This window comes from Pseudomonas citronellolis (genome assembly GCF_900112375.1).
Lineage (GTDB): Bacteria > Pseudomonadota > Gammaproteobacteria > Pseudomonadales > Pseudomonadaceae > Pseudomonas > Pseudomonas citronellolis.
Genome location: NZ_FOLS01000012.1, coordinates 1 through 13,564 on the forward strand (window position 1 = coordinate 1; position 13,564 = coordinate 13,564).

A 13,564-nucleotide genomic window follows, 5' to 3' on the forward strand; every position below is an offset into this window, starting at 1 on the left:
TTGATCATCTGGACGACTTGCAGCTTGAAGCTGGCATCGAATGTTCTGCGTTTACGGCTCATGAATGACTCCTCTATTCAGTGGATTTTCCACCTATCGAGGTGTCCGAGGAAATTGAACCACCACACGATCCCCCTTCGCGAGCAAGCTCGCTCCTACGAAAAGCCATGCCATCCGGCAGTTTGCAACTGTGGGGTGTCATTCCGCGATCGCGCGCAGGGCGCGCTCCTACAGGTGGGCATCGAGGCCCCTGGGATGCACGGACGTAGGAGCGGACTCCGTCCGCGATAGCGTATATACGCCGGCCCTGCCGGCGGAAATCGCGGATAAATCCGCTCCTGCGAAAAGCCCTACGCCAGGATCGACCTTGGCGTAGGGCGGATAACGTTCGACGTTATCCGCCGCCTGACCATGGTCCTGGGGCGCCGCGGGTTTGAACGCGAAGCGCCTGTTTCAGGGCACTGCGGGCTCAGCCACGGAGTTGGCCGATGGGTGAGGTGTATCGGCGTATAACCGCGAACGGTTATACGCCCTACAACGCAAACGGCAGGTGTATGTCCACCTTCTGCCGCTTCACCAGGCGTCGCTCGAACTCGCCCGGGTCGTGGATCAGCACGTCCTGCCCGGCGAACGCCTCGGCGGCGATCAGGCGCGACAGCCAGAAGCGCACGCAGGCCACGCGCAGCATCTCCGGCCACAGTTCGGCCTCCAGGGCGGTGAACGGCCGGCGGCTGGCGTAGGCGGCCAGCAGCGCGCGGGCGCGGGGGCCGTCGAGCTCGCCGTCCTCGTGGGAGCACCAGTCGTTCAGGGTGATCGCCAGGTCGTAGAGCATCCAGCCCGAGCAGGCGTTGTAGAAGTCGATCACCCCGGCCAGGTGCGGGCCGTCGAACAGCACGTTGTCGCGGAACAGGTCGGCGTGCAGGTTGGCGCGCGGCAGCTCGGGCTGTTCGGCGAGCAGCCGGGCGATTTCCTCCAGGGCGTTTTCCAGCAGTTCGCGCGGGGCCGGGGCCAGGTGCGAGGCGAGGTTTTCGCCCTGGTGCAGCATCCAGCTCAGGCCGCGGTCGCTGGGGCGTTCGATGATGCGCCCGCGGGTGGCCAGGTGCAGGCGCGCCAGCAGGGCGCCGACCTCGCCGCAATGGTGGGCGTTGGGCTGGCGCTCGTGGCGGCCGGGCAGGCGCGGCTGCAGCAGCGCCGGCTTGCCCTCCAGCTGGCGCAGGGCCTCGCCGGATTCGGTGCGCAGGGCGTAGGGCACCGGCAGGTCGGCCTCGTGGAGCACGTCGAGCAGTTCGACGAAGAACGGCAGGTCCTGCACCGGGCCGCGCTCGACCAGGGTCAGGACGAATTCGCCGCGCTCCAGGCTGACGAAGAAGTTGCTGTTCTCCGAGCCCTCGGGGATGCCGCGGAACTCGTGCAGGCGCCCCAGTCCATAGGGTGCGAGGAAGCTTTCCAGGGTGGAACGCTCAAGAGGGGTGAATACCGACATGCTCAGGCCTCGTGAGCGCCATGGGGTTGATGGGTTACCAGCTGAAGATCTGCCACTGCGGGATCAGCTTGTCCGGCTGGTCGGAACGGATGAAATTGCCATCGCTGCCGTCCTGGCGCACCAGGAAATACGGCTTGCCATGCTTGGGCGTGACCTTGATGGCGTAGAGGAAGCCGTTGACCCGGTATTCCTGGATGGTCTTGTCGCCCTCCTGGCGGATGGTCACATCCGGTTCGGGCGTCGGCGCTTCCTCGTCCACCGCCATGGCGACCAGGGGGGATACGGCCAGCAGGGCGGCTAGCAACCAGCGTTTGCGACTGCGCATGATAACCTTGTTCCTTTGTCGATTCGGCTGGGGTCATTCTAGCCCCTGGCCTCCGGAAAAGGTTGATTCCACTCATGAGTCAAGCACCCCTCGTCCTCGTGGACGGCTCTTCCTACCTGTACCGCGCCTTCCATGCCCTGCCGCCGCTGACCACCTCCACCGGCATGCCCACGGGCGCGGTGAAGGGGGTGCTGAACATGCTCAAGAGCCTGCGCAAGCAGTACCCGGACAGCCCCTTCGCGGTGGTCTTCGACGCCAAGGGTCCGACCTTCCGCGACGAGCTGTTTGCCGAATACAAGTCGCACCGCCCGCCGATGCCGGATGAGCTGCGGGTGCAGATTGAGCCGCTGCACGCGACGGTGCGCGCGCTGGGCCTGCCGCTGCTGTGCGTGGAAGGGGTGGAGGCCGACGACGTGATCGGCACCCTGGCCCGCAGCAGTGCCGCGGCGCAGCGCCCGGTGGTGATCTCCACTGGCGACAAGGACATGGCCCAATTGGTCGACGGGCACATTACGCTGGTCAACACCATGACCGGTAGCACGCTGGACGTGGATGGCGTTAAAGAGAAATTCGGCGTCGGTCCTGAGCTGATCATCGACTACCTGGCGCTGATGGGCGACAAGGTCGACAACATCCCCGGCGTGCCCGGGGTCGGCGAGAAGACCGCGCTGGGCCTGCTCACCGGCGTCGGCGGCGGCCTCGACGTGCTCTACGCCAGCCTGAACAAGGTGCCCGAGCTGCCGATCCGCGGCGCCAAGGGCCTGCCGGCCAAGCTCGAGGAAAACCGCGAGCAGGCCTACCTGTCCTACCAGCTGGCCACCATCAAGACCGACGTCGCCCTGGACATCGAGCTGGACGCGCTGCATCCGGGCGAGCCGGACCGCGACGCGCTGATCGAGCTGTACCGCCAGCTGGAGTTCAAGAACTGGCTGGACGACCTGCTGCGCGAGGCCAAGGAAGCCGGCGAGAGCCCCGCCGAGGACGCCCCGGCCCAGGACTCGCGCTACGAAACGGTGCTGGAACAGGCCGCCTTCGATGCCTGGCTGCAGAAGCTTGCGGCCGCCGAGCTGATCGCCTTCGACACCGAGACCACCAGCATCGACGCCCAGCAGGCGCAGGTGGTGGGCGTGTCCTTCGCCGTCGAGGCGGGCGAGGCCGCCTACGTGCCCCTGGCCCACAGCTACATGGGCGTGCCCCAGCAGTTGGACCGCGACGCGGTGCTCGAGGCCCTCAAGCCGCTGCTGGAAGATCCGAACAAGGCCAAGGTCGGCCAGCACGCCAAGTACGACATCAACGTCCTGGCCAACGCCAGCACGCCGATCACCGTGCAGGGCGTGGCCTTCGACACCATGCTCGAATCCTACGTGCTCAACTCCACCGCCACCCGCCACGACATGGACAGCCTGGCGCTGAAGTACCTGGGCCACAGCACCATCCGCTTCGAGGACATCGCCGGCAAGGGCGCCAAGCAGCTGACCTTCGACCAGATCGCCCTGGAGCAGGCCGGCCCCTACGCCGCCGAGGACGCCGACGTGACCCTGCGCCTGCACCAGGCCCTGTGGGAGAAGCTGCAGGCCATCCCGTCGCTGGCCAAGGTCCTCACCGACATCGAGATGCCGCTGGTGCCGGTGCTGGCGCGCATCGAGCGCAACGGCGCGCTGGTCGACGCCAACCTCCTGGGGCTGCAGAGCCGCGAACTGGGGGAGAAAATGGTCGAACTGGAGCGCAAGTCCTTCGAACTGGCCGGCCAGGAGTTCAACCTCGGCTCGCCCAAGCAGCTCGGCGCCATCCTCTACGAGAAGCTCGGCCTGCCGGTGCTGGCCAAGACCGCCACCGGCCAGCCGTCCACCGCCGAGAACGTCCTCGCCGACCTGGCCGAGCAGGACTACGAGCTGCCCAAGGTGATCATGCAGTACCGCTCCCTGAGCAAGCTCAAGAGCACCTACACCGACAAGCTGCCGGAGCAGATCAACCCGCGCACCGGGCGCATCCACACCAGCTACCACCAGGCGGTGGCGGCCACCGGGCGGCTCTCCTCCACCGACCCGAACCTGCAGAACATCCCGATCCGCACCGCCGAGGGCCGGCGCATCCGCCAGGCCTTCGTCGCCCCCGCGGGCTGCCGGCTGCTGTCGGCCGACTATTCGCAGATCGAACTGCGCATCATGGCCCACCTGGCCCAGGACGAAGGCCTGCTGGACGCCTTCCGCCACGACCGCGACGTGCACCGCGCCACCGCCGCCGAGGTCTTCGGCCTGCCGCTTGAAGAGGTCACGCCCGAGCAGCGCCGCCGCGCCAAGGCCATCAACTTCGGGCTGATCTACGGCATGAGCGCCTTCGGCCTGGCCAAGCAGATCGGCGTCGAGCGCAAGGAGGCCCAGGCCTACATCGACCGCTACTTCGCCCGCTACCCCGGGGTGCTGGCCTACATGGAGCGCACCCGCGCCCAGGCCGCCGAGCAGGGCTACGTCGAGACCCTCTACGGCCGCCGCCTGTACCTGCCGGAAATCGGCTCGAAGAACGCCGCCATGCGCAAGGCCGCCGAGCGCACCGCGATCAACGCGCCCATGCAGGGCACCGCGGCGGACATCATGAAGCTCGCCATGGTTGCCGTGGACGACTGGCTGCAGGCCAGCGGCATCGACGCCCGGGTCATCCTCCAGGTACACGACGAACTGGTGCTGGAAGTGCGCGAGGACCTGGTCGAGGAGGTGGCGGCGAAACTGCGCGACCTGATGGGCAAGGCGGCGGAGCTGGCGGTACCGCTCATCGTCGAAACCGGCAGCGGTTCGAACTGGGACGAAGCCCACTGACGAACGGTCGCAGGGCCCGGGTGACGGGCCCTGCGGGGCGCCTCAGGAAACCCTGAAAAGGGCCTCGGGAAAATTTTTTCATCCACCACTGAACTTTCCCACCGCAGCCCGGGTCAGAACTCGTGAATGGCTGGAGAAGCCCTTCGATGCTCCTTTGCAGTGTTTAGTGTTGGCAGAATCCTGGACCCCGCCCTAGCGGTCCGGACTTAAACCCCGAACTTCCCCCTCCCCATACGAAGCTCGGGGTTTTTTTTGCCTGCGAAAAAGTGCCGGCGGCCAGCCGGCACCCTCTACGCCAGGCCTTCAGGCCTGTTCGGCCTCCTCCCCGTCCTCTTCCAGCAGGCCCAGCCAGGCCGCCAGGACCTGTTGCGCCTCCTCCACTCCCTCGCGCTTGGGCGCCGAGAACAATTGCACGCTGGCGACGTCGCCCCAGCCCTGCTGGATTTCGCGGCGCACCTTGAGCAGCGCGTTCTTCGCCGCGCCGAAGGCCAGCTTGTCGGCCTTGGTCAGCAGCACGTGGATCGGCAGCCGGCTGGCCTGGGCCCAGTCGAGCATCAGGCGGTCGAATTCGGTCAGCGGATGGCGGATGTCCATCATCAGCACCACCCCGGCCAGCGACTCGCGGCTGCTCAGGTAGGCCTCCAGGTGCTGCTGCCAGTGCAGCTTCAGCGGGATCGGCACCTTGGCGTAGCCGTAGCCGGGCAGGTCCACCAGGCGGCGCTCGTCGTCCAGGCGGAAGAAGTTCAGCAGCTGGGTGCGCCCGGGGGTTTTCGAGGTTCGCGCCAGATTGGCATGGGTGAGTGCATTTAGCGCGCTAGACTTACCAGCGTTGGAACGGCCGGCGAAGGCGACTTCGCGGCCGCCGTCTTCCGGGCACTGCTCGACCTTGGCCGCGCTGATGAGGAAGGTTGCCTGCTGGCAAAGGCTGAGGATGGGGTTCTTGGCAGGGCTCTTGGGGGGCATGGGGGGCTTCCGCGGCGGGGTGCGACTCGGTGTCGCGGGGGCCGGTCTCGTTTTCGAACAGGCAGGCGAAGTATATAATGCCGCGGATTTTGTGTGCGCTTTATCCCCCAGGGTCGGGCGCCACGGGAACGCGATAATCAACCGGCCGCGCAATAGAACGCGGACGTTCCCTCCCGATGAGGACGATCATGAAGAAACTGCTGTTCGCAGCCGTAGCCGCCGCGATGGCTACCAGCGTGCAGGCCGCCCAGGACCCGGAAGCGGTATTCAACCGGGCCTGTGGCGCCTGTCATGCCGGCCAGTTGCCGATGGCCCCGAAGAAGGGCGACGCCGCAGCCTGGAAACCGCGCCTGGACAAAGGCATGGATACGCTGGTGCAGCACGTCACCAACGGTTTCAACGCCATGCCCCCGCGTGGCCTGTGCACCGACTGCAACACCGAGGACTACAAGGCAATCATCCAGTGGATGTCCAAGTAACCCGGGCTTTTCTCTTTCACCTATTAGCCGTAATGGATTAGCTGATGAACAAAATAATCGTGAGTCTGCTCTTGACCCTGGGACTGACCGGTATGGCCCACGCCGAAGTCGGCGATGCCAAGGCCGGCCAGGCGAAAGCCGCCGTGTGCGGCGCCTGCCATGGTGCCGATGGCAACAGCATGGCGCCGAACTTCCCGAAACTGGCGGGCCAGGGCGACAAATACCTGCTCAAGCAGATGCATGACATCAAGGACGGCAAACGTACCGTTCTGGAGATGACCGGCCTGCTGACCAACCTCAGCGACCAGGACCTGGCCGACATCGCCGCCTACTTCTCCAGCCAGAAGATGAGCGTCGGCGCCGCCGATCCCAAGCTGGTTTCCGCCGGCGAAGCCCTGTACCGCGGCGGCAAGCTCGCCGAGGGCATGCCCGCCTGCACCGGCTGCCACTCGCCCAACGGCGTGGGCAACGAGCCGGCCGCCTTCCCGCACCTGGGTGGCCAGCATGCGGCCTACGTGGCCAAGCAGCTGACCAACTTCCGCGAAGGCGACCGCACCAACGACGGCGACAGCATGATCATGCGCAGCATCGCCGCCAAGCTGTCCAACAAGGACATCGCCGCCGTCTCCAGCTACATCGAAGGCCTGCACTGAGGCCTTCGTCCCGCGGCACGGCTTGAAAAAAAAGGGTGGCTTCGGCCACCCTTTTTCGTATCCGGCACCACTACAATGCCTGGAACCGCCGCCGGCCTCCCCAGTCCAATCACAGCCGCGCCGCGGCGCCCCCGATCCAGCCAAGGAGTGAACCATGCGTAACCTGATTTTCACCGCCGTACTGGCCTTCGCCGGCCTGTTCGGTCTCAGCGCGCAAGCCGCCGAGTTCGAATCCGGCAAGCAGTACACCGAGCTGAGCACCCCTGTTCCGGTGTCCCAGCCCGGCAAGATCGAGGTGGTGGAGCTGTTCTGGTACGGCTGCCCGCATTGCTACGCCTTCGAACCGACCATCAACCCGTGGATCGGGAAACTGCCGGCCGACGTGCACTTCGTCCGCATCCCGGCCATGTTCGGCGGCATCTGGAACGTCCACGGCCAGCTGTTCCTGACCCTGGAAGCCATGGGTGTGGAGCACAAGGTGCACACCGCCGTGTTCGAGGCCATCCACAAGGAAGGCAAGAAACTGGCCACCCCGGAAGAGATGGCCGACTTCCTCGCCCCGCTGGGCGTGGACAAGGACAAGTTCCTCAGCACCTTCGACTCGTTCGCCATCAAGGGCCAGATCGAGAAGGACAAGAAGCTGGCCATGGCCTACCAGATCAGCGGCGTGCCGACCATGGTGGTCAACGGCAAGTACCGCTTCGACATCGGCTCGGCCGGTGGCCCGGAGAAGGCCCTGGAACTGGCCGACTTCCTGATCGCCAAGGAACGCGACGCCGCCAAGGCCGCCCAGTGAGGTAACCCAGCCATGCTGAGCAGGCTCCGCCAGCAGCGGGTGGTCGCATCCCGCCCCGCGCAGGTCAATCCGCAGGCCGCGGAATCCGGCTATCCCGCCGATGGCCGCCTGCGCCTGCTCAGCTTCAACATCCAGGTGGGCATCAGCACCGAACGCTACCGCCACTACCTGACCCGCGGCTGGCAGCACCTGCTGCCCGCCGCCGGGCGCGCCGGCAACCTGCAGCGCATCGGCGACCTGCTGTCCGGCTACGACCTGGTGGCCCTGCAGGAGGCCGACGGCGGCAGCCTGCGCTCCGGCTACGTCAACCAGGTGGAGCACCTGGCCCAGCTCGGCGCCTTCCCCTACTGGTACCAGCAGCTCAACCGCAACCTCGGGCGCATCGCCCAGCACAGCAACGGCCTGCTCAGCCGCCTGCGCCCGACCCTGCTGGAAGACCACCCGCTCCCCGGCCCGCCCGGCCGCGGGGCGATCCTCATGCGCTTCGGCGAGGGCGACAACGCCCTGGCCGTGGTGATGATGCACCTGGCCCTGGGCCCGCGCACCCGCACCCGCCAGCTCGCCTACATCCGCGAGCTGCTGCAGAACTACCGCCACCAGGTGCTGATGGGCGACATGAACACCCACGCCAGCGACCTGCTGGAGACTTCGCCGCTGCGTGATCTCGGGCTGATCGCCCCGCAGGTCCAGGCGACCTTTCCCAGCTGGCGCCCGCAGCGCTGCCTGGACCATATCCTGCTCAGCCCCGGGCTGACCCTGGAGCGGGTCAGCGTGCTGCCGGAGCCGATCTCCGACCACCTGCCGGTGGCCGTGGAGATCCGCCTGCCCGACGGCTGCCGGCAAGACTCCGCGCTTTCTCTCAAGGACGCTCGATGAGCCGCGACGACAACCAGCGCTGGAAGGAAAAGTACCTCGCCAACATCGACCAGCAGGAGCGCCTGGAGCGCCGCTGGGAGGTGCGCGTCGACCTGCTGCGCCGCGGCCTGGTGCGCAGCAGCCTGGCCGCCGAGGGCAGCGACAAGGCGGTCGACCAGTGCATGCAGGAACTACGCGAACTGCTGCGCCGCAACGACATAGACGCGGGCCTGGCGCGGCTCATCCCGCGCCTGGAAAAGACCGTGCTGGATTCCGAACAGCGCCGCCAGCAGCGCATCCGCCAGAACATCACGGCGCTGCAGCAGATCGCCCAGCAGCTGCTGAACCTCGACCTGCCGCGTGACGTGCGCCTGCCGCTGAAACTGTTCGCCCGCGACCTGGAGGCGCGCGCCAGCCAGTCCCGCGAGCTGCCGGTGCTGCTCGGCGAGCTGGGCAACCTGCAGCGGCGCGTGCTGGAACAGCTTTCCGACGCCGAGGCGCCGCGCCCCGGCCTGCTGCAGCGCCTGTTCGGTGGCCGCGAAGACGGCGAGGACGGCCCCGCCCAGCCCGCGCCTGCCAGCAGCGGCACGCCGGCCAGCGAGACGCCGGCGGCGCCGGCCAGGGCCGAGGCCGCCGTGGTCACCGAGGCTAGCGTGGCCGTCGTGGACGAAGAACCCCCGGCCATCCCGCAGCAGGCCGCTGCCGTGGCGCCGCAGGTCGACCCCGAGCCGCTGCCGTCACCCGCGCCGTCCGCCGCCCTGCTGGACAGCCTGCCGCTGCCCGCCGACCTCATCCCCAGCGCGCCGCGCCCGGTGCTGCTGGATGGCGAGGGCGAGCAGCACTACGCCCTGCCGCCGATGCCCGAGCCCGGCTACAGCGCGGTGGCGCCGCACATCGAGGCCAGCCTGCTGAACCTGCTCGACCAGCTGCAGCTGCCGGCCACCTACCGCCCACAGGCCCAGGCCCTGCGCGAGCGCATCAACGGCAGCCTGAACTGGTACGAACTGGTGCCGGTGCTGGACGACCTGGCGGTGCTGGTGCTGGCCCTCAACGACAGCGGCCAGGCCGCCTTCGAAGGCTACCTGCACCAGCTCAACGACCGCCTCAGCACCTTCCTCGACAGCCTCGGCGCCGTGCAGCAGGGCCAGGACGCCGTGTCCGACAGCGCGCGGCGCCTGGACGATGAACTGCGCGACCAGGTCAGCGGCCTGCAGAGCAGCGTGCAGCAGGCCACCGACCTGGACAGCCTCCGGCGCTCGGTGGATGAGCGCCTGGAAGGCCTGCTCGGCAGCATCGAGCGGCACCGCCAGGAACGCGAGGCCCGTGAGCGCGAGGCCGGGGAGCGCCTGCAGGCGCTGGTGGCGCGGGTTTCCTCGATGGAGGAAGAGGCGCGCAGCTTCCAGGCCAGCATCGAGGACCAGCGGCAGAAGGCCCTGACCGATCCCCTCACCGGCCTGCCCAACCGCGCCGCCCTGAGCGAGCGGCTGGAACTGGAAGTGGCGCGGGTGCAGCGCTTCGGCGGCGAACTGCTGCTGGCGGTGCTGGACGTCGACCACTTCAAGCGCATCAACGACGACTACGGCCACCTGGCCGGCGACAAGGTGCTGAAGATCATCGCCGGCGAGCTGGCCAAGCGCCTGCGCAAGACCGACTTCATCGCCCGCTTCGGCGGCGAGGAATTCGTCGTGCTGCTGCCCTCCACGCCGCTGGACGGCGGCCGCCAGCTGCTGGAAGCCCTGCGCACAGCGGTGGAACGCATCCCCTTCCACTTCAAGGGCGAACCGCTGGTCATCACCTGCTCCGCGGGCCTCACCCAGTTCCGCGACGGCGAACGCAACGAAGCGGCCTTCGAACGCGCCGACCAGGCCCTGTACCGCGCCAAGCGCGGCGGCCGCAACCGCCTGGAGATGGGCTGAGGCGCTGCCCGGCTGATAACCGCGAACGATTAGTCCCACCCGTATCGCACCCCTGTAGGAGCGCGCCCTGCGCGCGAATCGCGGGCAGGGCCCGCTCCTACGTTGTTTTCTGGGTTCCCGCGTTCGCGGGAATGACGGGTGTGGGGAACCGTATTTTCCGATGTCATTCCCGCGAACGCGGGAACCCAATAGACAGCTGCTCCTACATCGCCCCAACCTCCCATCACCCGAACTTGACGAATGAAAGCTCTTGGGTTTTGATTCGCACCTATAACTTTCGAATCGAAACATAAGCCTTCATGTCGAAACGCAACACGCCCCAGCGCCGCCACGAGATCCTCGCCCTGCTCAACCAGCAGGGCGAGGTCAGTGTCGACGACCTCGCCCGGCGTTTCGCCACCTCCGAGGTGACCATCCGCAAGGACCTGGCCGCCCTGGAGAGCAACGGCCTGCTGCTGCGCCGCTACGGCGGCGCGGTGCCCATGCCGCAGGAACTGCTGGCCGAGCCGAGCCCGCCGCTGTCGCCCTACAAGCAGGCCATCGCCCGCGCCGCGGCGGCCTGCATCCGCGAGCACGCGCGGATCATCATCGACAGCGGCAGCACCACCGCCGCGCTGATCCCGGAGCTTGGGCACAAGCCCGGCCTGGTGGTGATGACCAACTCGCTGAACGTCGCCAACGCCCTGCGCGAGCTGGAGCGCGAGCCGGTGCTGCTGATGACCGGCGGCACTTGGGACCCGCACTCGGAGTCGTTCCAGGGCCAGGTGGCGGAGCAGGTGCTGCGCTCCTACGATTTCGACCAGCTGTTCATCGGCGCCGCCGGCCTCGACCCCGTGCGCGGCACCACCACCTTCAACGAACTGCTCGGGCTGAGCCGGGTGATGGCCGAGGTCGCCCGCGAGGTGATCGTCATGGCCGAGGCCGACAAGCTCGGGCGGCGCATGCCCAACCTGGAGCTGCCGTGGAGCAGCATCCAGACCCTGATCACCGACGAGCGCCTCAGCGACGAGGCCTGTGCCCAGATCGAGGCGCGCGGCGTGAAAGTCATACGCGCGCGCTGCACGAACTAAGGAGAACGCCCCATGTGTGGAATCGTTGGCGCCATTGCCGAACGTAACGTCACCCCGATCCTGATCGAGGGCCTCAAGCGCCTCGAATACCGCGGCTACGACAGCGCCGGCCTGGCCCTGGTGGACGCCGCCGGCGAACTGCAGCGCCGCCGCCGCGTCGGCAAGGTGGCCAGCCTGGAGCAGGCCCTGGCTGAACAGCCGCTGGCCGGCCACCTGGGCATCGCCCACACCCGCTGGGCCACCCACGGCGCGCCCAGCGAGGCCAACGCCCACCCGCACTTCTCCCACGACCGTCTGGCGGTGGTGCACAACGGCATCATCGAGAACCACGAGGAGCTGCGCGAATACCTCAAGAGCGAGGGCTACGTGTTCACCTCGCAGACCGACACCGAGGTCATCGTCCACCTGCTGCACCTGCGCCTGCGCGAGCTGGGCGACCTGACCACCGCGCTGAAAGCCACGGTCCGGGAACTGCACGGCGCCTACGGCCTGGCGGCGATCAGCCTGGACCAGCCGGACCGCATCGTCGCCGCCCGCAGCGGCAGCCCGCTGGTGGTCGGCCTGGGCCTGGGCGAGAACTTCCTGGCCTCCGACCAGTTGGCCCTGCGCCAGGTCACCGACCGCTTCATCTACCTGGAAGAAGGCGACATCGTCGAGCTGCGCCGCGATAGCGTGCAACTGTGGGACGCCGAAGGCCGCCCGGTGAAGCGCGAGGCGGTGCAGTACCACGAGGGCGCCGAGGCCGCCGACAAGGGCGAGTACCGCCACTTCATGCTCAAGGAGATCCACGAGCAGCCCAAGGTGGTGCAGCGCACCCTGGAAGGCCGCCTGGGCTCCGGCCAGGTGCTGGCGGAGAGCTTCGGACCCAACGCCGCCGAGCTGTTCGCCAAGGTGCGCAACGTGCAGATCGTTGCCTGCGGCACCAGCTACCACGCCGGCCTGGTGGCGCGTTACTGGCTGGAAGAGCTGACCGGCATCCCCTGCCAGGTCGAGGTGGCCAGCGAGTTCCGCTACCGCAAGGTGGCGGTGCAGCCCGACGCCCTGTTCGTCACCATCTCCCAGTCCGGCGAGACCGCCGACACCCTGGCCGCGCTGCGCAGCGCCAAGCAGCTGGGCTTCCTCTCCAGCCTGGCGATCTGCAACGTCGCCACCAGCTCGCTGGTGCGCGAGTCGGACATGACCCTGCTGACCCTGGCCGGCCCGGAGATCGGCGTGGCCTCGACCAAGGCCTTCACCACCCAACTGGTGGCCCTGCTGCTGCTGACCCTGGCCATCGGCCGGGTGCAGAACCGCCTGGGCGAGGGCGTCGAGGCCGAACTGGTGGAAGCCCTGCGCCGCCTGCCGACGCGCCTGGAAGAAGCCCTGGCGATGGACAAGGTGGTGGAGAAGGTCGGCGAGCTGTTCGCCGAGAAGCACCACACCCTGTTCCTCGGCCGCGGCGCGCAGTACCCGGTGGCCATGGAGGGCGCGCTGAAGCTCAAGGAAATCTCCTACATCCACGCCGAAGCCTACCCGGCCGGCGAGCTCAAGCACGGCCCGCTGGCCCTGGTGGACGCCGACATGCCAGTGGTCACGGTGGCGCCGAACAACGAGCTGCTGGAGAAGCTCAAGTCCAACCTGCAGGAAGTCCGCGCCCGCGGCGGCGAGCTGATCGTCTTCGCCGAGGCCAACAGCGGCCTCGGCAACGGCCCGGGCACCCACGTGGTGAGCATGCCGCCGATCCATGACTGCCTGGCGCCGATCCTCTACACCGTGCCGCTGCAGCTGCTGTCCTACCACGTGGCCGTGCTCAAGGGCACCGACGTCGACCAGCCGCGCAACCTGGCCAAGTCGGTTACGGTGGAATAAGCCGCGCGGTTGGAATGTGGGGCGGATAAGCATTTGTGGTTGTCCGCCGTTGGCCGTGCTTCCGAGGTATCCGGCGTGGCCGGTGAATCCAATCGCGGACGGAGTCCGCTCCTACGCCCGTGCTTCCTGGAACTGTAGGAGCGGACTCTGTCCGCGATTCGGCGGATGACGCCGTAGGCGTTATGCGCCCTACGCATTGTGGTTCAGGGAGCTTTGTGATTGCGCTTCACGCCGAACGGTTCCCTCTCCCGCTTGCGGGGGAGGGTTAGGGAGGGGGAGCGGAGTACAGGGTTGGCAATGGAGTGTCGGCGAAGTCCGTAACCCTCTCCCCAGCCTCGGCTGCGCGCCCCGCCCTGAAGGGAG

The 13,564-nt window shown here is 67.7% G+C and carries 11 protein-coding genes; 8 read left to right on the forward strand and 3 right to left on the reverse strand.

The genetic code is table 11. The features are described from left to right. Positions 1 to 532: 532 nt before the first annotated feature. Complete coding sequence (locus tag BM060_RS13025) at positions 533 to 1,483, reverse strand: homoserine kinase (protein ID WP_074980481.1); 951 nt, start codon at positions 1,481 to 1,483, stop codon at positions 533 to 535. 34 nt (positions 1,484 to 1,517) lie between these two features. Next, entirely contained in the window at positions 1,518 to 1,808 is a 291-nt protein-coding gene (locus BM060_RS13030) for a DUF2782 domain-containing protein (RefSeq protein ID WP_009614560.1), read from the reverse strand. Positions 1,809 to 1,882: 74 nt separating this feature from the next. On the opposite strand from BM060_RS13030, the gene polA reads away from it, so the two are divergent. After that, a complete protein-coding gene (gene polA, locus BM060_RS13035; protein WP_074980482.1) occupies positions 1,883 to 4,621 on the forward strand; it encodes a DNA polymerase I in 2,739 nt (912 codons plus the stop codon). A 303-nt stretch (positions 4,622 to 4,924) separates the two neighbouring features. Here the strand turns inward: polA and yihA are convergent, their stop codons facing one another. Next, the gene (gene yihA, locus BM060_RS13040; protein WP_074980483.1) at positions 4,925 to 5,584 is read right to left on the reverse strand and encodes a ribosome biogenesis GTP-binding protein YihA/YsxC; all 660 of its coding nucleotides are present in this window, start codon (positions 5,582 to 5,584) and stop codon (positions 4,925 to 4,927) included. A 188-nt stretch (positions 5,585 to 5,772) separates the two neighbouring features. Between yihA and BM060_RS13045 the strand changes: the two genes are divergently transcribed. From BM060_RS13045 to glmS, 7 genes are all read left to right on the forward strand, one after another. Next, complete coding sequence (locus BM060_RS13045) at positions 5,773 to 6,063, forward strand: c-type cytochrome (RefSeq protein ID WP_009614563.1); 291 nt, start codon at positions 5,773 to 5,775, stop codon at positions 6,061 to 6,063. Positions 6,064 to 6,107: 44 nt separating this feature from the next. Beyond that, positions 6,108 to 6,716, forward strand: a complete 609-nt coding sequence (locus tag BM060_RS13050; RefSeq protein ID WP_074980484.1) for a c-type cytochrome — start codon at positions 6,108 to 6,110, stop codon at positions 6,714 to 6,716. A gap of 154 nt (positions 6,717 to 6,870) precedes the next feature. Beyond that, positions 6,871 to 7,512: a thiol:disulfide interchange protein DsbA gene (dsbA, locus tag BM060_RS13055; protein ID WP_009614565.1), complete on the forward strand. Its 642-nt coding sequence runs from the start codon at positions 6,871 to 6,873 to the stop codon at positions 7,510 to 7,512. A 12-nt stretch (positions 7,513 to 7,524) separates the two neighbouring features. Further along, entirely contained in the window at positions 7,525 to 8,388 is an 864-nt protein-coding gene (locus BM060_RS13060) for an endonuclease/exonuclease/phosphatase family protein (RefSeq protein ID WP_074980485.1), read from the forward strand. Then, a complete protein-coding gene (locus BM060_RS13065; RefSeq protein WP_074980486.1) occupies positions 8,385 to 10,283 on the forward strand; it encodes a GGDEF domain-containing protein in 1,899 nt (632 codons plus the stop codon). Before BM060_RS13060 ends, BM060_RS13065 begins: the two co-directional genes overlap by 4 nt. Positions 10,284 to 10,582: 299 nt before the next feature. Continuing rightward, positions 10,583 to 11,353 (forward strand): DeoR/GlpR family DNA-binding transcription regulator, encoded by a 771-nt coding sequence (locus tag BM060_RS13070; RefSeq protein ID WP_074980487.1) that lies wholly within the window; start codon positions 10,583 to 10,585, stop codon positions 11,351 to 11,353. 12 nt (positions 11,354 to 11,365) lie between these two features. Beyond that, complete coding sequence (glmS, locus tag BM060_RS13075) at positions 11,366 to 13,201, forward strand: glutamine--fructose-6-phosphate transaminase (isomerizing) (protein WP_074980488.1); 1,836 nt, start codon at positions 11,366 to 11,368, stop codon at positions 13,199 to 13,201. The last annotated feature ends 363 nt before the right edge of the window (positions 13,202 to 13,564 follow it).